The 19,704-nt window shown below is 55.6% G+C and carries 21 protein-coding genes; 11 read left to right on the forward strand and 10 right to left on the reverse strand.

The features are described from left to right. Positions 1-13: 13 nt before the first annotated feature. On the reverse strand, positions 14-1,111 hold the full coding sequence (gene aroC / locus CPJ18_RS12105; RefSeq protein WP_077119345.1) for a chorismate synthase: 1,098 nt from the start codon (positions 1,109-1,111) through the stop codon (positions 14-16). A gap of 171 nt (positions 1,112-1,282) precedes the next feature. Beyond that, positions 1,283-4,432 carry a bifunctional diguanylate cyclase/phosphodiesterase gene (locus tag CPJ18_RS12110; RefSeq protein WP_245445397.1) on the reverse strand — a complete coding sequence of 1,050 codons (3,150 nt, stop codon included), beginning with the start codon at positions 4,430-4,432 and terminating at the stop codon, positions 1,283-1,285. A gap of 284 nt (positions 4,433-4,716) precedes the next feature. Here CPJ18_RS12110 and CPJ18_RS12115 point away from each other — a divergent pair, with 284 nt between their 5' ends. After that, positions 4,717-4,977 carry a DUF1344 domain-containing protein gene (locus tag CPJ18_RS12115; protein ID WP_077103841.1) on the forward strand — a complete coding sequence of 87 codons (261 nt, stop codon included), beginning with the start codon at positions 4,717-4,719 and terminating at the stop codon, positions 4,975-4,977. A 3-nt stretch (positions 4,978-4,980) separates the two neighbouring features. Here the strand turns inward: CPJ18_RS12115 and CPJ18_RS12120 are convergent, their stop codons facing one another. The 4 genes from CPJ18_RS12120 to CPJ18_RS12135 form a co-directional block, all read right to left on the reverse strand. Next, positions 4,981-5,583 (reverse strand): histidine phosphatase family protein, encoded by a 603-nt coding sequence (locus tag CPJ18_RS12120; protein ID WP_103658543.1) that lies wholly within the window; start codon positions 5,581-5,583, stop codon positions 4,981-4,983. A gap of 113 nt (positions 5,584-5,696) precedes the next feature. Next, positions 5,697-6,515 (reverse strand): enoyl-ACP reductase FabI, encoded by an 819-nt coding sequence (fabI, locus tag CPJ18_RS12125; protein WP_077103593.1) that lies wholly within the window; start codon positions 6,513-6,515, stop codon positions 5,697-5,699. A gap of 163 nt (positions 6,516-6,678) precedes the next feature. Next, positions 6,679-7,770 carry a DnaJ C-terminal domain-containing protein gene (locus CPJ18_RS12130; protein ID WP_103658545.1) on the reverse strand — a complete coding sequence of 364 codons (1,092 nt, stop codon included), beginning with the start codon at positions 7,768-7,770 and terminating at the stop codon, positions 6,679-6,681. A gap of 218 nt (positions 7,771-7,988) precedes the next feature. Further along, positions 7,989-8,393 (reverse strand): RT0821/Lpp0805 family surface protein, encoded by a 405-nt coding sequence (locus tag CPJ18_RS12135; protein WP_244554141.1) that lies wholly within the window; start codon positions 8,391-8,393, stop codon positions 7,989-7,991. Positions 8,394-8,495: 102 nt separating this feature from the next. On the opposite strand from CPJ18_RS12135, the gene pdxH reads away from it, so the two are divergent. Both pdxH and CPJ18_RS12145 read left to right on the forward strand, forming a co-directional pair. Next, on the forward strand, positions 8,496-9,116 hold the full coding sequence (gene pdxH / locus CPJ18_RS12140; RefSeq protein WP_077118958.1) for a pyridoxamine 5'-phosphate oxidase: 621 nt from the start codon (positions 8,496-8,498) through the stop codon (positions 9,114-9,116). Positions 9,117-9,208: 92 nt separating this feature from the next. Next, entirely contained in the window at positions 9,209-9,514 is a 306-nt protein-coding gene (locus tag CPJ18_RS12145) for a pyrophosphohydrolase domain-containing protein (RefSeq protein WP_103658547.1), read from the forward strand. 13 nt (positions 9,515-9,527) lie between these two features. Here CPJ18_RS12145 and CPJ18_RS12150 read toward each other — a convergent pair whose 3' ends face one another. From CPJ18_RS12150 to CPJ18_RS12165, 4 genes are all read right to left on the reverse strand, one after another. After that, positions 9,528-10,193 carry an HAD family hydrolase gene (locus CPJ18_RS12150; protein WP_103658549.1) on the reverse strand — a complete coding sequence of 222 codons (666 nt, stop codon included), beginning with the start codon at positions 10,191-10,193 and terminating at the stop codon, positions 9,528-9,530. 6 nt (positions 10,194-10,199) lie between these two features. After that, positions 10,200-10,637 carry a bleomycin resistance protein gene (locus CPJ18_RS12155; RefSeq protein WP_103658551.1) on the reverse strand — a complete coding sequence of 146 codons (438 nt, stop codon included), beginning with the start codon at positions 10,635-10,637 and terminating at the stop codon, positions 10,200-10,202. A gap of 103 nt (positions 10,638-10,740) precedes the next feature. Further along, a complete protein-coding gene (gene tldD / locus CPJ18_RS12160) occupies positions 10,741-12,156 on the reverse strand; it encodes a metalloprotease TldD (protein WP_103658553.1) in 1,416 nt (471 codons plus the stop codon). A gap of 65 nt (positions 12,157-12,221) precedes the next feature. Next, positions 12,222-12,764, reverse strand: coding sequence for an invasion associated locus B family protein (locus tag CPJ18_RS12165; RefSeq protein WP_103584896.1), 543 nt, complete (start codon positions 12,762-12,764; stop codon positions 12,222-12,224). Between the two features lie 394 nt (positions 12,765-13,158). On the opposite strand from CPJ18_RS12165, the gene coxB reads away from it, so the two are divergent. The 8 genes from coxB to CPJ18_RS12205 all read left to right on the forward strand — a co-directional run bounded on the left by coxB (position 13,159) and on the right by CPJ18_RS12205 (position 19,700). Further along, the gene (gene coxB / locus CPJ18_RS12170) at positions 13,159-13,965 is read left to right on the forward strand and encodes a cytochrome c oxidase subunit II (RefSeq protein ID WP_246670349.1); all 807 of its coding nucleotides are present in this window, start codon (positions 13,159-13,161) and stop codon (positions 13,963-13,965) included. Positions 13,966-13,982: 17 nt separating this feature from the next. Further along, on the forward strand, positions 13,983-15,677 hold the full coding sequence (gene ctaD / locus CPJ18_RS12175; RefSeq protein WP_077103609.1) for a cytochrome c oxidase subunit I: 1,695 nt from the start codon (positions 13,983-13,985) through the stop codon (positions 15,675-15,677). Between the two features lie 118 nt (positions 15,678-15,795). Next, positions 15,796-16,749: a heme o synthase gene (locus CPJ18_RS12180; RefSeq protein WP_103659096.1), complete on the forward strand. Its 954-nt coding sequence runs from the start codon at positions 15,796-15,798 to the stop codon at positions 16,747-16,749. Then, positions 16,749-16,880: a hypothetical protein gene (locus CPJ18_RS27460; RefSeq protein WP_045231343.1), complete on the forward strand. Its 132-nt coding sequence runs from the start codon at positions 16,749-16,751 to the stop codon at positions 16,878-16,880. Before CPJ18_RS12180 ends, CPJ18_RS27460 begins: the two co-directional genes overlap by 1 nt. 27 nt (positions 16,881-16,907) lie before the next feature. Beyond that, complete coding sequence (locus CPJ18_RS12190) at positions 16,908-17,510, forward strand: cytochrome c oxidase assembly protein (RefSeq protein WP_103658557.1); 603 nt, start codon at positions 16,908-16,910, stop codon at positions 17,508-17,510. Between the two features lie 100 nt (positions 17,511-17,610). Then, on the forward strand, positions 17,611-18,486 hold the full coding sequence (locus CPJ18_RS12195) for a cytochrome c oxidase subunit 3 (protein WP_077118975.1): 876 nt from the start codon (positions 17,611-17,613) through the stop codon (positions 18,484-18,486). 85 nt (positions 18,487-18,571) lie between these two features. Beyond that, a complete protein-coding gene (locus CPJ18_RS12200) occupies positions 18,572-18,955 on the forward strand; it encodes a DUF983 domain-containing protein (RefSeq protein WP_103659097.1) in 384 nt (127 codons plus the stop codon). Next, positions 18,924-19,700: an SURF1 family protein gene (locus CPJ18_RS12205; RefSeq protein ID WP_103658559.1), complete on the forward strand. Its 777-nt coding sequence runs from the start codon at positions 18,924-18,926 to the stop codon at positions 19,698-19,700. The genes CPJ18_RS12200 and CPJ18_RS12205 overlap by 32 nt, the downstream gene beginning before the upstream one ends. The last annotated feature ends 4 nt before the right edge of the window (positions 19,701-19,704 follow it).

Raw genomic sequence — 19,704 nt, forward strand, 5'->3', positions numbered from 1 at the left:
GTGGTTTGTGTTCCTATTTCAGGCGACCGGTCTGGCCACGGTCTCTCAGATAATGGTCGGCAACCGTGCAGGCCACCATCGCTTCGCCAATCGGCACGGCGCGAATTCCCACGCAGGGGTCGTGTCGGCCCTTCGTGCGGACATCGACATTGTTGCCATCGGTATCGATGGATTGCCGTTCCGTCAGAATGGATGACGTTGGCTTGATCGCAAAACGCGCGACGATAGGCTGGCCCGTTGCAATACCGCCCAGAATGCCGCCGGAATGATTGGAGAGGAAAATCGGCTTGCCGTCATTGCCCATCCGCATTTCGTCGGCATTTTCCTCGCCGGTCAGTTCAGCCGCAGCAAAACCTTCGCCGATTTCCACGCCCTTGACGGCGTTGATGGACATGAGGTTAGAGGCAATGTCCTGATCAAGCTTGGCATAGATGGGTGCGCCGATACCGGCAGGTACGCCTTCTGCTACGACTTCAACGACAGCGCCGATGGAAGATCCGGCCTTGCGGATGCCGTCCAGATACTCCTCCCAAACAGGAACCATTGCGGCATCAGGGCAGAAAAACGGGTTCTGATCCACCTGGTTCCAGTCCCAGTTAGCGCGGTTGATCTTGTGTTTGCCGATCTGCACCAGCGCACCGCGAACATCGAGGCTCGGAACCACTTTGCGGGCGAGCGCACCGGCGGCAACACGCGCTGCCGTCTCACGCGCCGAAGAACGACCGCCGCCGCGATAATCGCGAATGCCGTATTTCAGATCATAGGTAAAGTCGGCATGGCCGGGGCGGAAGCTTTTGGCAATTTCGCCGTAGTCCTTGGAGCGCTGATCGGTGTTTTCGATCATCATCGACACCGGTGTGCCCGTGGTGATCATCGTCTCACCGTCGCCGTCCATCATCACGCCGGAGAGGACTTTCACGATGTCATCTTCGCGGCGCTGGGTCACAAAACGGCTCTGGCCGGGCTTGCGCTTATCCATCCACTGCTGCACTTCTGCAAGCGTGAAGCGGATGCCGGGAGGGCAGCCGTCGATGACGCAGCCGAGCGCTGGACCATGGCTTTCGCCCCAGGTGGAAACACGAAAAAGATAACCGAAGGTATTATGCGACATGTGATCAGACCGAGCGAGCGGCATTCCGCTTGCGGAACGCATTTCTAAAAAGAGGCGGGTTTTTCATAGTGCAAAAGGCACGGAAGGCAAAAGCCTTTCTTTTGCCAATTCCGTTCCTACCTTTGCGTGTTTTCTAAAAATATCGTTGGGCTGGATCACGCGTCGTGATCGTCACGAGACTTTCAGCCATCTCTCACCACCGGCGAAATCGGAAAATTCCTCTGGGGGGAGCGGTCTGGAAAAAGCGTAACCCTGAAGCATGTCGCAACCTATCTGTCGCAGGAGAGCGGCGTGATCATGCGTTTCGACGCCTTCGGCGATGGTCTCGACACCCAACGATCGCGCGATATCCACAATGGAGCGAACAAGCGAGCGTTCCTGCGGTGAGGTGAGGATGGGCATGACCAGTTGGCGGTCGATCTTCAGCCGCTTTGGCTTCAGGCGCAAAAGGCTGATGATTGATGTGTGGCCGGTGCCGAAGTCATCGATTTCGATGTCGATGCCCAGAGCCTTGATGCGTTCGATGTTGCTGGTCGCGATATCTTCGTTCTCATCGAGGAAAATCGCCTCTACCAGTTCGAAGGTGATTTCGCCTGGCTTGATGGCCAACTGCTTGAGACTGTCTATCAGGTGATCGTCGTGCAGGCGGCGGACTGAAACGTTCACGGAAATGCGCGGCACATCAATGCCCTTCATGCGCCAGATTTCCTTGTCTTGCAGTGCATGTTGCAGAACGATCTGGTCTATCATCGATACAACATTGATTTCCTCAGCAATTTTCAGGAACTTGTCCGGGGTAAGAATGCCCCTGACGGGATGACGCCACCGGACCAGTGCTTCCACGCCGGTCAATGCGAGTGTGTTGGCGCAGAACTGCGGCTGATACCAGGCTTCGAATTCACCCCTCTCAAGTCCGGCCAGAATTTCGTCTGCCGTTCGTTTGTGGTTGACGATTTCGGCCTGAAGGTTCTGCGTGAAGAACTCGAAGCGGTTCCGGCCCGTCGCCTTGGCGCGGTAAAGCGCGAGATCCGCGTTGATGAGCGTCCGGCGAGCATCGGCGGAGCCGACATCTGCGAATGCGATGCCGATGGAGACGCCGCAGCGACAGGTAAAGCCATCGAAATCGAAGGGATAGCTGAAATCCGAGATGATTTTAGCCGCGATCGACTTGATGTTGTCCTTGTCGTTCAGCTGGCGGATCAGGATTACGAACTCGTCACCGCCGATACGCGCGACGACATCTCCCTCGCGCACGTTTCGGGTCAATATTTGTGCCGCATGGATCAGAACCGCGTCACCGGCCGCGTGTCCCAACGTGTCGTTGATCTGCTTGAAACGATCCAGATCGAGATGGAGAATGGCAAAACGCTTGCGTTCCCCTGATGATGGCGATGACAGAGCGTCCAGCTCCTGATCGAGCTTGCGGCGGTTTGCAAGGCCGGTGAGCGGATCGTGAAGCGCGTTGTGCTCGATACGGGTTTTTGCCTGTTCCAGCTCTGTGTTTCTTGCTTCGGCCTCATCCTTGGCGGAGCTGAGCTGTTCCGAAAGCAGAACGTCGGCGGTAACATCGAAAGCGATGCCGACGATCTTTCTGGTTCCATCGCGGTTTTCGTGAAGACGACCGACCGCTTTTACATACCGAATGCTGCCATCGGCCAAGACGACACGCTGTGTCGAAACGCGATCGGGGTCGTCGGCGTCTCTAAGCCTGTTTATAAGGGCAATGGGTCTTTCGTCGGGATGGAGACAGTTCAGGTAATCATCCCGTGTAACATGCCGCTCCGGCTCGCGTGGTAGCCCGTAGAGCTCGCACATGCGCTCATTCCAGACCGCGCTGGAATAGTCATGTGCCGCTTCCCATATGCCGCAATTGTAGGATTCCAATGCGAGTTTCAGGCGTCCGGAAAGCTCTTCCAACTCATGTTCACGGCTTGAAAGCTCATGCAGGGCAAGTTCGAGTTCCGCGTTCTTGATGTCGCTATTGTCTTTCGCCTCGCGCAGCTTTTGCGCCATGATCATGTCGGATGTGACGTCCCACAAAATGCCGGTGGTCTGATGCGATCCATCCGGCTTGATGTAGCTGGAACCGGCAGAACGCAGGTAGCGTACGGTTCCACCCGGCAAGGCAACCCTGTAGACCTCCGAGGAGGTCTGCTGACCGGAAGAACAGTTGAAGAAAAACCTTGCCGCTTTTGAGCGATCCTCAATTACCAATGCCGTGAGCCACTCAGTCAGCAGCGGTCGCCGCTCCAACATCGGGTAGCCGTGCAGGCTGGCAGCCCGCTCATCCAAATAACAGCGAGACGTGTCGTTTTCGATTTCCCAGATGCCGATACTGGAGGAGTCCATCGCCAGTTTGAAGCGTTGGGAGAGTTCGAGAAGTTTCGTCTCGCGAACACGAAGGGTTTTGATATTGCGATTGCGCTCCGATAGTAGCAGCGCCGCCACGATGATGGGCAGGAGCATGGAAATTGCCGCGATGGCGAGCGTCGTGCGCAAAGACCTGTAATAGGGCTTCACCGCATCCCATCCAGACGCGGGTGTCGCCCGGATTTCCCAACGTGAACCGGGCAAATCCACGGACTTGACCAAGGGGTTTTCGTGCAGCGGCTCCAAAACCTGGCCCACGATCTCATTGGTCACCGTGTCGCGGATTTCGAACCTGATATCGCCGGACTTACCATCGAGCGGCGCAAGCGTATCATAGCCGATTGTGTGCAGAAGCTTTCGCCTGTCGACCACGGCCAGAACCAGTTCGTCCTTTTCCGCATTGGTGGCCGTTTCGGGCGGCATTGTCACGATGACCAAAATGGTTCCGCCTGCCGCAGGCTCGAAAATTTGCGTCTCAGGCAGACGTTCATTGGCGGGAAGGGCAGCGAGTTTCGCCAATCGTTCGCTCAGCATCGCGCTGATTTGCTCTGCGGGAAAATCAGGTGCGGATTGCGACGTATAAAGTTTGTCCAGCTGGAAACCGCGCGCAAATCCAATGGCTATGAAATGATGGGATTGCTGCAACTGGTAATCGGCAATCTTGTCCAGTTCCGTCTGTGCACCCTCTGACGTAAAAGTCGCGTAGTGGCCGAGGGAGGTCAACGTCGAGACGTCGTTGCTCAAGCGCATGACGAGGCTGTCGTGTAAAACATCAAGCGCATATTTGGCGTGCGTTTCGAGGTCTTCACGAAGAGATACGGCACTTCGGTGATCGATAAGGTTGAATGCACCGAGCATGATACCGGCCATCGCCATCGCCAGCAGGGCGGCAACGATCCTTCGTTTCACGATTTCGTTAAGGCGTTCCCCAATATTAGCCCAAAAACTCACTCAAATTATCCTTCGGCAATATCGCATTTTTCTCTGCTATACAGCTTAAAATACAATATATTCTAAATCGCAGAATATAGTCTTTATGTTAAATTATACTAATTTAATAAATGCGCGGATTGCACGTACCTGAAGAGAAAGCTTCTCTAAAGGCTTGATTAAAAGTTAAAATCCATTCATCAATTGGATCGAAAATGTCATGGTTGCGGGCGAATTCCGCCACATTCGGGAGGCAAATCTTGTCGCATATGAAGTTCTTCAGCACCCTTAAGAAAGCCATAGCGATGCGTTTGATGATTGCCGCACTTTTGGCCACAGCCGGTCTGTTTGCTCCCTTTAATGCATTTGCGCAAAGCGTGGATGTCGAGTCGACAATCAGCAAGGTTGACGTAAAAGGGCTGTCGATAACGCTGGCCGATGGCAAGAATTACAAGGTGCCGGAAGAATTCAACTTCGATGGCCTGCAGGCCGGGGTCAAGGTCGTAGTGTTCTACACCGAAGTGGATGGCAAGCGTGTCGTGGATGATCTCGAGGTCATCCAGTAGCGATCACGCTGAGGGGTCGATCCACTCAACGGTGCCTTTTTCCGTTTCTACTCTCAATATACGATCCTGCGGAATGGCAATTTCCGCAGCTACATCCTTGTCCACACCGGATATCAGACGGAACATCGACCGGATGACGCCGCCATGGCAGACGCAGACGGTCGGACGATCAACCGAAGCCAGCCATGCTCCGATACGCCATGAAAGAATTTCATAGCTTTCGGCATCCTGCCCCGGCGGAATGAAATCCCATTTCGTCGCCTTGCGGGCTTTTACTTTTTCGGGTTCGGTAATCTTCAGTTCGGGAAGCGTTTGTCCCTCCCAGTCACCGAAGGAAATCTCCACAAGGCGTTCATCCGTGCGGTAAGCTGTGGGCTCCAGTCCCATAGCCCCGCGTAGCAGTTCCATTGTCTCGCGGGTGCGGCCCAGTGGACTGGCAACATAGTCGAAATCGTTGGCGGTGGACCCAAGAATGCGGGATAGTGTCTTGCCGTTTTCGGTCGCTTGCGAACGGCCGAAGTCATTGAGGGGAATATCCTTTTGACCTTGCAGTCTGCGGATTGCATTCCAGTCTGTCTGTCCGTGACGGATAACATAGACCAGCAATGCGCAACCCCTGTCTTATTCTTTCAACGATGCACCTGAGATAGGGCATGTCGTCTGTGATTGGCATATCTCGCGCAAAACTGCCCTACACGTTTGCGCGAGATATCGGTATTTCAGTCTTTTACAACGGAGATGTCGGGAGCGTCTACCGACTTCATTCCGATCACATGATAACCGGAATCGACATGGTGCACTTCACCCGTGACGCCTGTCGACAGATCGGAGAGAAGGTACAGTGCGGACTTGCCGACTTCCTCGATGGAAACGGTGCGCTTCAGCGGCGCGTTATATTCGTTCCACTTGAGAATATAGCGGAAATCACCAATGCCGGACGCAGCGAGCGTCTTGATAGGGCCTGCCGAAACAGCATTGACGCGAATACCACGATTGCCGAGATCTACGGCCAGATAGCGCACGCTGGCTTCAAGCGCTGCCTTTGCGACACCCATGACGTTATAGTTCGGCATGACTTTTTCAGCGCCATAATAGGTCAGCGTCAGAATTGCGCCGCCATCGTTCATCACCGGCTCGGCGCGTTTTGCAACGGCGGCCAGCGAGTACACGGAAATATCCATGGTGCGGTTGAAATTCTCACGGCTGGTGTCGAGGTAACGGCCGGTCAACTCGTCCTTGTCGGAGAAGGCGATGGCGTGAACGACGAAGTCGATCTTGCCCCAATGCGCCTCGATGTTTGCAAAAACACCATCGATCGTTCCAAGGTCTGTCACATCGCAGTGTCCAGCCATAAACGCGCCCAGTTCCTGAGCCAACGGTTCCACGCGCTTCTTGAGAGCGTCACCCTGCCAGGTGAAAGCAAGCTCGGCACCGGCATCGGCACAAGCCTTTGCAATGCCCCAGGCGATGGAGCGATTGTTTGCGATGCCCATAATGAGGCCACGCTTGCCAGCCATGAGGCCAGATGTCTGAGCCATTGTTTGCTCCCTATCCTTAAATCGAACTTGCCTATGGCATAGGCAGAACGCCTGTTCAAGCAGGGTTGCATCATCTCATGTTAGGGAACGTAACAATGGGTGCGTTGTTCACGGCTTTCGCTGTGACGGAACCGAAAAGCCGCTTGAAAATTTTGGCGCAGCGTTAAAGATAGAGCCCTTCACGCATATGGCGCATGAGATCCATCACCTTCGCATCCGGCGTATCCAGCAGAATGATGCGCAGTTCCACGACAAAATCGCCGTATCCGCCAGATCCGTCCTTCAATCCCTTGCCATCGACGCGGACGGCACGATCAGAACCCGACCATGCGGGTACCGTGACTTTCAGTTCGCCATGCGGGGACTGGACAGTGGCTTCGCAACCCAGCACAGCATCCGCCAATGAAATCGGGAAAGTGGTATGGATATCGAAATTGCGAATGGAGAATGTATCGTCTCGCGACGCCAGAAGCGTGACCACGAGATCGCCACGGGCGGATTCGGGTAGTTTCAACCCCTGACCCTTCAACCGAACCACATGGCCGTCGGTCATTCCAGGCTCCAGTTGGAAGCGAACTTCCCGCTCTTCCGGCATGCCGATCGTCACCCATTTCTGCTCGATAAGATCGGAAACGGTGACGATGGCTTCGGCGGTGATATCGGGAGCCTTGTCTGGAACAACAGTCGTGCCCCGTATGCGGCGCAAAAGGGCGCTGAAGAAGCTGCTGGCCTGCGCTGCACGCGCTTCCATCTTCTCACTCTGTGCTGTCGCATGTTCCTCTGCGGACATGTTGGGATTGTCGGTAGCAGCATCGGGCTTGGCCGCGCCTACTTTGGCCTTCGCGTCCGCACCGAAGATACGCTCCAGCATATCTTCTGCCGATTCCGGCTTGGCACTCTCGGGGTGTGGTTCGGCTTTGCTGGCGCGTGTTTGCGCCTTGGCGAGCTCTTCCATCAGCTTTTCGGCAGCCTTGGCGCGTTGCGCGGCTTCTCTGGCAGCGGCACGCTGTTGCATGATGGTCTGGTCGCGTTTTTTGGTTTCCGCCACGCGCCGAGCCTGATCATAAAGTCCGCGCTTTTGCGGATCCTTCAGCAGGTCATAGGCCTGGCCAATCTCGGCAAAACGCGCGGTCGCGTCCGGGTCGGTCTGGTTTTGATCGGGATGCACGGCTTTCGCCTGTGAGCGCCAGGCTGCTTTTATTTCATCTGATCCGGCATCTCTTTGAACGCCGAGAATAGAGTAAGGATCACGCATCCGAACCTCCAATCATCCCAGTCGGTTCAGGCCGTATTCTTTCGTCATGAAAAGCCTGCAACACGAAAACCACCCGTCTTGAACGTGCATGCAGTCTTTGCGTTGCATCGTTCGTTTGAAATCGGATTTGACTGTCGCAAGAAGTTGCTAATCAGACCTTTACAGCAGGCGTTGCAATGCATGTCGCGACAACTGTAATGGTAGACAGGGTAAATGCTTTATTTCTGGCTGAAGCGGGTCATCAACCATTCGCCGGTCTCGGAGAGACAAGCTTGACCGCTGTAGCTGGCAACGCCTTCGAAGGAATGGCGTGTGGTATCGAAGTCGCGGCATACGAAGCCGGTGTTTCTGTCTTCGCGTATCGCGGTCACGACGCCTGCGCTGCCTGTCGCTGCATTGGCCCAAGGCAGGGGCGAGTCTGAAATTTTGGCGAGATCGGCAGACGTAACGGCATTGCGGATCGTCGCATCATCTGAAAGTGTCTGTGTGGTCTGCTGGTTGGGAACGGAGGCAGTGGACAGCGACTTGTCGACCTTCTCTCCGCCAAACAGGTCGAGACTGACGCAACCTGTCAACATGACGAGCATGCATGCAGTGGCGGAAACATCCACGACTGACGACAAGAAGCTCTTTGTTCGACTGTTCGACTTTGCTATGACGATCACCATCTCTAGACCAGAACACATCTCTGGTACGCAAATCAGCTCAGGAGCATTTAATTCAATATGTCGGAAAGTGGGTTAACATCCAGTGACTTTACAGAGGAAAATGAACCTTTCGCACTTTTTGCGGATTGGTTGCGTGATGCGACGGCCTCTGAAATCAACGATCCAAACGCCGTGGCGCTCGCCTCGGTGGACGAAGACGGCATGCCCAGCGTCCGCATGGTCCTGCTGAAACACGCCGATGAGCGAGGCTTTGTTTTCTACACGAATTTCGAAAGCCGCAAGGGCATTGAACTGCTTGGCCAGCAAAAAGGTGCCATGTGCTTTCATTGGAAAAGCCTGCGCCGGCAGGTGCGAATCCGAGGTTCCGTCGAAGTCGTCAGTGATCAGGAAGCGGATGAATATTACGCGTCGCGTCCACGCGGAAGCCGCATCGGTGCCTGGGCCTCGAAGCAGTCGCGTCCTCTTGAAAGCCGGTTTGCGCTGGAAAAAGCTGTCGCCACCTACACCGCGAAATACGCGATCGGCGACATTCCTCGCCCACCGCATTGGTCTGGTTTCCGCATCCAGCCTCTGACCATAGAGTTCTGGCAGGACGGCAAGTTCCGTCTGCACGACCGCGTCGAATTTCGTCGTGAAACGCCCGAAGGTGAGTGGTCGAAGGTGCGGATGTATCCTTGAGCGCAGCCATGCGGCATGTAAAATTGCCGCATGGGTCCTATCGACACGACCGGGGAATCATGGTGAATTGCGCATGAACAAAGGAGGAACGAATGCTTTCTCAACTCATGCTGCAATTTGAACATGCCTCACAAAAATACGCGAACGAAAACGGTATCGAGCGAGACCCGGACTGGTACGTGCTCAAGCTTCAGGAAGAAGTGGGAGAGGTTACGCAGGCTTGGAACAGGTTGAGCGGTCGCGGGCGCAGCAAAGGCAAAACGCAAGAGGAAATGCGACAGGATCTTTCAGACGAAACGGCCGATTTGTTGGGGCATGTGCTGTTGCTTGCCCACAATAGCGGCCTCGACCTTGAAGCGTCGATCAAGCGCAAATGGCGTTTTGAGCCGGGCGTCTAGTTTAAAACAGAATTTATGCGAGTTTTAGAAGCGTTGCGACGTCGAAAAGACTGTCGCAGATCGTCACGCATTTCTCTCGCATCGCATCCGTCGCAGGCGCGACATCCGGCACCATCACGGTCTGCGTACCAGCACTCCATGCGGACTGGACGCCGTGATAGGAGTCTTCCAGCGACAGACAATCCTCCGGCGCAAACCTCAGACGTTTGGCGGCAGTCAGGTAGGGAAGGGGAGACGGTTTCGGTTCGGCATAGTCTCCACGCGCCAGAATATGATCGAAGCGCCGCGTGAGATCGAAAGCCCCCAAATGGCGGTTGACGGATTCGTGGCCGGAAGAGGTGGCGATGGCGCGGGGTATTTCGAGTTTATCCAGCAGATCGAGAATTTCGATAACGCCGGCTTTCAGCGCCACGCCATCGGCCATCTGGATCGCCAAATGTCGAAGCCACGCCTCTCTGAATGCCTCCATCGGAAAATCATCACCATATTCCGAGCGTATGGTTGCGGTGATGACGTCCCACGGGCTGCCGCAGACCCGTTGATACACTTCCACCGCCATGCCGTGTCCGCCCTCATCCGAGGCGGCCAGAAACGAATCCCGGTAGTGTTTTTCGCTTTCGATCAGAACTCCGTCCATGTCGAAAATGACCGCTTTTGGTCTGCGCAGAAGTTGAGCCATTTCTGTTTAGCCGAACCGGAACTGGCGTTCGCCAAGGCTTTCGAAGGGTCGGATCAGGTAGCCATCGGGATCAGCGACGATGAATTGTCGGTTGCCGACTTCGGTTTCGCCCTTGCGATACCATTTTTCTTCCACGGGCAGAAACAACTCCACACCTGCCCGTGTCAGCCTGTCGAGAATGGGCTCCAGTGACGGAACAGCCAGTTGCAGGTTCATGCCGCGTCCATAGGGATAATTCACCGGCGCATTTTCCTGCTCGAATGTCCGCCCCGCTCCAACCTGATCGATCATCAACTGGGCATCCCCCAGCGCCAGATAGGTAAACCCTTCCTCCGGTCGCTCATAGACCACATGAAAGCCGATCAGATCGCAATAAAACATGCGGCTCTTCGGCCAATCGCTGACGGCAAGTTCGGGAACGAGGGCGTTCGCTATAAAGGTCATGATGTCCTTAGGTTAAAGTGGATCGTGCTAAACCGGATAGTCCCAGCAACTGTCAGAGATGACAAACACTTTGTCTCAAAGACGTTGAATCACTCTGACTGTGTCAGGCCTTCGTTCCGCCCACGGTAATCTGATCCATACGCAAATGCGGCTGGCCGACGCCGACGGGAACCCACTGACCTGCCTTGCCGCAATTGCCGATGCCGGTATCGAGCTTCATGTCGTTGCCGATCATCGTCACGCGTTTCATCGCATCCGGACCATTGCCGATCAGCATGGCACCCTTGACCGGCGCGCCGATCTTGCCGTTCTCGATGAGATAGGCTTCCGTGCAGCCGAAGACGAATTTACCCGAGGTTATATCTACCTGACCGCCGCCGAAGGAGACTGCGTAAATGCCCTTCTTGACCGACGCGATGATTTCTTCCGGCGTCTTGTCGCCACCCAGCATATAGGTGTTGGTCATGCGTGGCATCGGCACGTGTGAATAGCCTTGCCGGCGTCCGTTGCCGGTGGCTTTCATGCCCATCAGGCGGGCATTCTGCCGGTCCTGCATGTAACCGACCAGCTTTCCGTCTTCGATCAGCACATTATAGGCGGAAGGCGTGCCTTCATCGTCTATCGTCAATGAGCCACGGCGGTTGTCGATGGTGCCGTCATCCACCACGGTTACGCCGGGAGCGGCGACCATTTCGCCCAAAAGGCCAGCAAAAGCAGAGGTTTTCTTGCGGTTGAAATCGCCTTCCAGTCCGTGGCCAACGGCTTCATGCAGCATCACGCCCGGCCAACCGGCACCCAGCACCACATCCATGGTGCCAGCGGGGGCATCAATGGCCGTGAGGTTCACCAGCGCCTGCCGCAACGCCTCATCTGCACCGCGCTGCCAGTTTTCGGTGGTAATGAAGTCGCCAAAGCCGACGCGTCCGCCAATACCGTAGGAACCGCTTTCCTGGCGGTCGCCTTCACCGGCAATCACCGAAATATTGATACGGGTCATCGGACGGATGTCGCTGACGCGATGACCATCGGCGCGCAGAATATCTACGATCTGCCAGCTTGCGGCGACACTTGCCGTTACCTGGCGGACCTTCGGGTCCTTGTCGCGCAAATAAGCATCGATCTCGGTCAGAAGCTTGACCTTCTCCTCGAAGGTCGGTGCACCAATCGGGTTTTCGTCGCCATAAAGCTTCTTGTTGGTGCGTTGCGGGGCAGCCGCATAGGAGCCGGAATAGCCTTTGGTAACAGCGCCGACGGCATCGGATGCGCGCTTCAGAGCAGCCAGAGAGAGCTCGCCCGCATGAGCATAACCCACCGTCTCGCCTGCCACGGCGCGCAGGCCGAAGCCCTGATCCGTATTGAAGCTACCGCCCTTGAGGCGGCCATTGTCGAACGTCAGTGATTCCGCCTGCGCGTGTTCAACGAACAATTCGCCATCGTCAGCACTCGAAAGCGCATCGGCGATCTGGGCGCGCAGCTGTCCTTCATCGCAATCGAAAAGGGTCAAAAGGTCTTGGGTCATCGCGGGCTCCAGTCGTGGCTGTTAACAGCGCATTTAAGTGCTGGAGCCCTACGGCGCAAGATTGATCAGGGAAGCGTGTCGTAGCCTTCGGCAAAGCCGCGCAGTTCGATTGGAATGCCGACGCGGTCCTGATCAACGGATTCACGCAGCGCGAACACCGCGTTTTTGCCGGCGCGCAGAACCTTCAACAATTCGTCATCGATATCCACTTCCACGTAGCAGCCTTCGGAGAAGCAGCGTGTGAAATAGGCGCGACCGATATTGTTATTGTCGATGTAGAGCTCCATTCCGTCCTTCAGCAAAACGCCGAGCGGAGCGAGAATACGAAGAATCCGGGATTTGCGGTCCGCAGTTTTCAAGATGACCACGGAAAGACCGACTTCCGGACGGTCGTCCGCAATCACGTTCTGCATCAGAGCGCACTGCTCTTCGGAAGCGCCTGCAGGTTTGTCACAGATGACCGACCACGCGCCATGCGTCGATTTCGGCGTCCCCGGCTGCTGCGGCTGACCCGGCACCGGCTGCTGCTGCGCAAAACCCGCAGCGGGAACGATAATGGAAAGACCGGCGGCGATAAAAAAAGCGCGCGCAATCGGAGACAGACGCATGGATACCTCAGGATTCGAATCAGTGCGGCTATTTTGACGTCCCGACCGGGAAATGAAAGAGCCAGCCACCTCAATTCCAAGCGAGTGCGGCCAAAATAGGACTTTGCAGCATGCGGCGCTGCACCAATGCAGCTTCTGAGGCTATGATACGTGCCGACCGGGAGGCGGGATAGCCTTAAAAATCGGACCAATGCCAACCAAGGCGATATTGCGGCGAAAGGCAAACTATGATTTGAGTCATAAGTATAAGCATGGATTCTGCGTTTGAGATTGATCATGATCAAACGCGTGAGGGAGAGGTACCGTGACTAACAGAATTTACGCAAGCTTGGTGGGCATAATCTGTCTGCTCACGGCTGTCGGCGCTCGCGCCGACCAGCCGAGGGAATGGCAGATGGGATTGCAGGAGGCGGCAACGCCCATCATGCATGAAATTCGCTGGTTCGAACAATATACGCTTTGGTTTATCGTCCCGGTCACGCTGTTCGTGCTCGCATTGTTGATTATCGTGGCGGTCAAGTTCCGCGCATCGAAAAACCCAGTCGCATCCAAGACCAGCCATAACACGGCCATCGAAATCGTCTGGACGCTCGCTCCGGTTCTGATCCTGATGTTTTTGGCATTTCCATCGTTCAATCTGCTCAACGCGCAGCTGACGCAGCCGGAAAATCCGGATTTGACGCTGAAGGCAACGGCGACGCAGTGGCAGTGGAATTATGAGTACACGGCCGCGCAAGGCGCAGAGCCACTTGCTTTCGACAGCTACCTTCTGAAGGACGTCGACCGCGCAGCCGCTGGCAAGAATGACAAGGCTGTTTATCCACGCCTTCTGGCCGTCGATAACGAAATGGTCGTTCCTGTTGGTAAAACCGTGCGTCTGCTGGTTACGTCAGCACCGACGGATGTCATTCATGCTTTCGCGATGCCCGCTTTCGGCGTCAAGATCGATGCCGTTCCCGGTCGTTTGAACGAAACATGGTTCAAGCCTGAAAAGGAAGGCCTTTATTACGGTCAGTGTTCCGAGCTTTGCGGCAAGGATCACGCCTATATGCCAATCGCCATACGGGTGGTTTCCGAAGAGCAATATAAAACCTGGTTCGCCGCTGCTGCCTCAGATTTGAGCGGTGCGAACCGGGCGCTCATGGCCTCGGTGGATGGTGCGTCTAGCACTGTTCAGGTCGCCGAAAACGAAACCAAATAACGTAAGGAGTGAGGACAATGGCTGGACATTCCACACACGACGATCATCACTCTGTCGAGCGCGAAGCGCACCATGATGATCACGCGCACCATGCGCATACACCGAGCTTCGCTCAGCGCTGGCTCTTTTCAACCAACCATAAAGATATCGGTACGCTCTATCTGATCTTCGCGATCATTGCAGGCATCATCGGCGGCGGCCTTTCGGTCGTCATGCGTATGGAGCTTCAGGAGCCCGGCATTCAGATTTTTCACGGCCTCGCAGCCATGGTCTATGGTTTTGAGGGCGATGCCGCTATCGATGGCGGCAAGCACATGTACAATGTGTTCACCACTGCGCATGCGCTGATCATGATCTTCTTCATGGTCATGCCAGCCATGATCGGCGGCTTCGCCAACTGGATGGTGCCGATCATGATCGGCGCGCCTGACATGGCGTTCCCACGCCTCAACAACATCTCCTTCTGGCTGATCGTACCGGCTTTTATCCTGCTGCTTCTGTCGCTCTTCGTTGAAGGACCGGCTGGTGCCTATGGTGTCGGTGGCGGTTGGACGATGTATCCGCCGCTCTCTACCAGCGGCATGCCTGGGCCTGCGGTGGATCTGGCGATCTTTGCGCTTCACATCGCCGGTGCGTCTTCCATTCTCGGTGCCATCAACTTCATCACCACGATCTTGAACATGCGCGCGCCGGGCATGACCCTGCACAAGATGCCGCTGTTTGCCTGGTCGGTGCTGGTCACGGCGTTTCTGCTGCTCTTGTCTCTGCCAGTTCTGGCAGGCGGCATCACCATGCTTCTGACAGACCGCAACTTCGGTACGTCCTTCTTCGCGCCTGAAGGCGGCGGTGACCCGATCCTGTATCAGCACCTGTTCTGGTTCTTCGGTCACCCGGAAGTTTACATTCTGATCCTGCCCGGCTTCGGCATCATCAGCCACATCATCTCGACCTTCTCGAAAAAGCCGATCTTCGGTTATCTCGGAATGGCCTATGCCATGGTCGCCATCGGTGCCGTCGGCTTCATCGTGTGGGCGCACCACATGTATACGGTCGGTCTGTCACTGGAAGCGCAGCGTTACTTCGTTTTCGCAACCATGGTCATCGCGGTTCCGACGGGCATCAAGATTTTCTCCTGGATCGCAACAATGTGGGGCGGCTCGCTGACCTTCACGACGCCGATGATCTGGGCGATCGGCTTCATCTTCCTCTTCACCGTTGGTGGTGTGACGGGCGTACAGCTGGCCAATGCCGGTCTCGACCGCTCGCTGCATGACACCTATTATGTCGTCGCACACTTCCATTACGTGCTGTCGCTGGGTGCGGTGTTTGCCATCTTTGCTGGCTGGTACTACTGGTTCCCGAAGATCACCGGTTACATGTACAGCCAGAAGATCGGCAATCTGCACTTCTGGGTCATGTTCGTCGGCGTCAACCTGATCTTCTTCCCGCAGCACTTCCTCGGACTTGCCGGTATGCCGCGCCGCTATATCGACTATCCCGATGCCTTTGCTGGCTGGAACTATGTTTCCTCCATCGGTTCGTATATCTCGGCCGTTGCCGTCCTCATCTTCCTCGGCGGCGTATGGGAAGCTTTCGCAAAGAAGCGTGTGGCTGGCGACAATCCATGGGGTGAAGGTGCGACAACGCTGGAGTGGCAGCTGTCTTCGCCGCCGCCATATCACCAGTGGGAACAGCTTCCCCGGATCCGCTGAGGCATTTTGTCAGAGCGTCTATCTCGACTGAACATGATAGATGTCAGTTTCACGCTCAGACAAAAGACGTAAAGGAGCGCCGCATATATGCGCGGCGTTTCCTATGAAAGCAGGAAAAATGACTGTTATCGACAATCGCGACACGCTGGACATGGATAGCTTCACGCTATCAGAGGCGAGTGCGCGCGATTATTTCGAACTGCTGAAACCCCGCGTTATGTCGCTGGTGGTGTTTACCGGTTTTGCGGGCCTCGTTCTGGCTCCCGGTAGCATCAACCCGTTTTTGGCACTGGTTTCCATCCTCTGCATCGCAGTGGGTGCGGGTGCCTCCGGCGCACTGAATATGTGGTATGACGCCGATATCGACGCGGTCATGACACGGACCGCCAAGCGGCCAATACCTTCGGGACGCATTCAGCCCGGTGAAGCGCTTGCTTTTGGTCTGATACTTTCCGTGTTTTCGGTTGCCATTCTTGGTTTGGCCGTCAACTGGTTTGCCGCTGGCCTGCTGGCATTTACGATTTTCTTCTACGCCGTCGTTTACACGATGTGGCTGAAGCGTTCGACGCCGCAAAATATCGTCATCGGCGGTGCCGCTGGTGCGTTTCCACCCATGCTCGGCTGGGCCTGCGTTACCGGTGGTGTGTCGCTTGACAGCACCATCCTGTTCCTCATCATCTTTCTTTGGACTCCTGCCCATTTCTGGGCTCTCGCGCTCTTCAAGATGCGCGATTACGGCTCGGTCGGCATTCCCATGATGCCGAATGTTGCCGGTGAACGCTCCACCAAGAACCAGATGATCGCCTACGCCGTCCTGACGGCTTTCGTTGCAGTGGCACCGTACTTTACCGGCCTTGCAGGTGGTGGTTACGGTATCTTTGCAGCCGTTCTCAGCATCATTTTTATCTACTGTTCCATCTCGGTCCGTCTTATGCCCGACGGAGATGAGCGGATGGTGCAGGCGAAAAAGATGTTTGCCTATTCCGTTTTCTATCTCTTTGCGATCTTCTCCGGCCTTCTGGCCGATAATGTCGCGCCGTCGTTTCTGACATTGATCAAAGGGGCTGCGTGATGGAAACGATCAAGCTGAACGATGCGCAGAAGCGCTCTCGCCGAGGTCGAAACATCGCTCTTGGCGTCGTGTTGGCGGCGCTGGTGGTTCTTTTCTACATCATCACCATCATAAAAATCGGCGGCTTCTAAGCACCGGGCGACAAGAGGGGGAGGGATATGACAGCAACAGCAACATCCACGAAGAAAACGAGCAACAGTTCGATTCTTGTGCTGTGCCTGGTTTTTGTCTGCGGCATGGTCGGCATGGCCTATGCGTCAGTCCCGCTGTATCGCCTGTTCTGCCAAGTCACCGGCTATAACGGCACGACCCAGCGCGTCGAGCAATATTCGGATGTCATTCTCGACAAGACGATGAAGGTGACGTTCGATTCCAACACTTCCAACGGTTTGAACTGGGATTTCCAGCCGGTTAACAAATCCGTGGAGCCGAAAATCGGCGAAACGGTTCAGGTCATGTTCCGGGCGACAAACCGTTCTCCTGTGGCGACCTCCGGAAGTGCGGTCTTCAACGTGACGCCGATGGAAGCGGGTGCCTATTTCAACAAGGTGCAATGTTTCTGCTTCACGGAAACAACCTTGCAGCCGGGTCAAACGCTTGAAATGCCGGTCGTTTTCTTCATCGATCCAGAGATCGTCAAGGCTCGGGAAACGAAGAACATTCATACACTGACACTGTCCTACACATTTTATCCGTCGAAGACGGAAAAACCGGTTGCGTCCTTGCCGGTAAAGACTGAACGTGACGAAACGAAACTATGAGAGAGGGAGGTGCGGCCGGTTCCGGTCGCGCTGCATGAGTGGCCTTTAACGAGTGCCGCTTTATTGAATGACTAGGGAAGAGCCTGCGGGGATCGTTCACATGGCAGACACACATCAGAAGAAACATGACTACCATATCATAGACCCCAGCCCGTGGCCGCTTCTGGCCTCGGTCGGTGCGTTCTTCCTTGCCTTCGGCGGCATCTGTTACATCCGCTACCTGAATGGCGGTTCGTTCAAGCTGTTCGGTCTGGAATGGGCTAACCCCTGGCTGTTCTATGTCGGTCTCGCCATCATCCTGTACGTGATGTACGCCTGGTGGGCAGATACGGTGAAGGAAGGGCATGAGGGTCACCACACCCGCGTCGTCGCGCTGCATCTGCGCTATGGCATGATCATGTTCATCGCGTCAGAAGTCATGTTCTTCGTTGCATGGTTCTGGGCCTATTTCGATGCCAGCCTTTATCCACACGAGGCCATTCAGGCGTCGCGCCTCGCATTTACCGGCGGACAATGGCCACCAAAGGGCATCGAAGTTCTCGATCCCTGGCATCTGCCGCTCTACAACACGGTCATCCTGCTGTTGTCTGGCACCTGCGTAACGTGGGCGCACCACGCGCTGCTGCACAATGATCGCAAGGGCCTGATTTCCGGACTGGCATTGACGGTCGCACTCGGTGCATTCTTCTCTTTCGTGCAGGTCTATGAGTACATGCACGCGCCGTTCGACTTCAAGAATTCCATCTATGGTGCGACCTTCTTCATGTCGACCGGCTTCCACGGCTTCCATGTTTTCGTCGGAACGGTGTTCCTGCTGATCTGCCTGTTGCGCGCCATGAAGGGTGACTTCACGCCCAAGAATCACTTCGGTTTCGAGGCCGCCGCCTGGTACTGGCACTTCGTTGACGTCGTTTGGCTGTTCCTGTTCTTCGCTATCTACGTATGGGGCGGCTGGGGCGCACCTTTGGCGGGTTGAGACTGATGCATTGGTTTTGAAAAGGGCGGCGCGTGCCGCCCTTTGCTTTTCTGAGGTCCCGCAGCAGAGTGAAAACGAGACGACGATGCAAGATGATGAAACGCTTTATCCACCTGTCGATCCCGTGAAAGTGGGTCTGCGTGGCTGTTGTCCGCGATGCGGGCACGGTCGGCTTTTCGATGGTTTCCTGAAGCTGAAACCGCGATGCAGCGCCTGCGGTCTGGACTATGCCTTTGCCGATGCGGGGGAGGGGCCTGCGGTTTTCGTCATGCTGATTGTCGGTTTTCTCATCATCGGCATGGCGCTGTGGCTCGATGCCCGTTTTGCACCGCCTGTCTGGGTGCATGCGTTGATCTGGATACCCGCTGCGATCATCATCTCTCTGATTTTGCTGAAGAAGATGAAGGGCATCATGATCGCCTTGCAATATCGCAACAATGCACGCGAAGGCAGCCTTGATCGTGACTGACACCAAGACCACCACATCCAGCCAGCGAAGCCTTTGGTTTGCCGCCCCTTTCGTGCTTCTGGTTCTCGTTCTTCTGCTGGCGCTCGGCACATGGCAGGTAAAACGCCTGTATTGGAAAGAGGCGCTGATGGCGGATATCGAGCAGCGCATTCATGCCGCACCCGTACCGCTTTCGGATATCGAAAGATTGGCGGCATCGGGCGGCGATATCGAGTATCGCACCGTTGCGCTGTCGGGGACATTTGACCACACAAAAGAACAGCATTTTTTCGCGACGTTTCAGGGCCAAAGCGGATATTACATCTATACACCGCTGCGCCTTGACGATGGCCGCACTATTTTCGTCAATCGCGGTTTCGTGCCTTACGATATGAAAGAGCAGACAAAACGGACGGCGGGCGAAGTCTCGGGTGTCGTTTCTATCGAAGGGTTAGCGCGGGCTCGTCTGGCGGCCAAGCCGTCCAGCCTGTTGCCAGACAATGACCGCGCGAAGAATATCTATTACTGGAAAGACCTGACCGCGATGACCGATAGTGCCGGGATCGCGCCTACCAATGTGCTGCCCTTCTTCGTGGATGCCAATGACGCACCCAATCCCGGCGGCTGGCCAAAGGGCGGGGTGACGTTGATCGATCTGCCGAATAATCACCTTCAATATGCGATAACATGGTACGGATTGGCGCTCGCCCTTGTCATCGTTGCAGGTTTTGCCTATGTCCGGGGCGTAAGAAATTCCAGAGAATGAAGCA

The sequence above is a fragment of the Agrobacterium rosae genome (assembly GCF_002915175.1).
Classification (GTDB): domain Bacteria; phylum Pseudomonadota; class Alphaproteobacteria; order Rhizobiales; family Rhizobiaceae; genus Agrobacterium; species Agrobacterium rosae.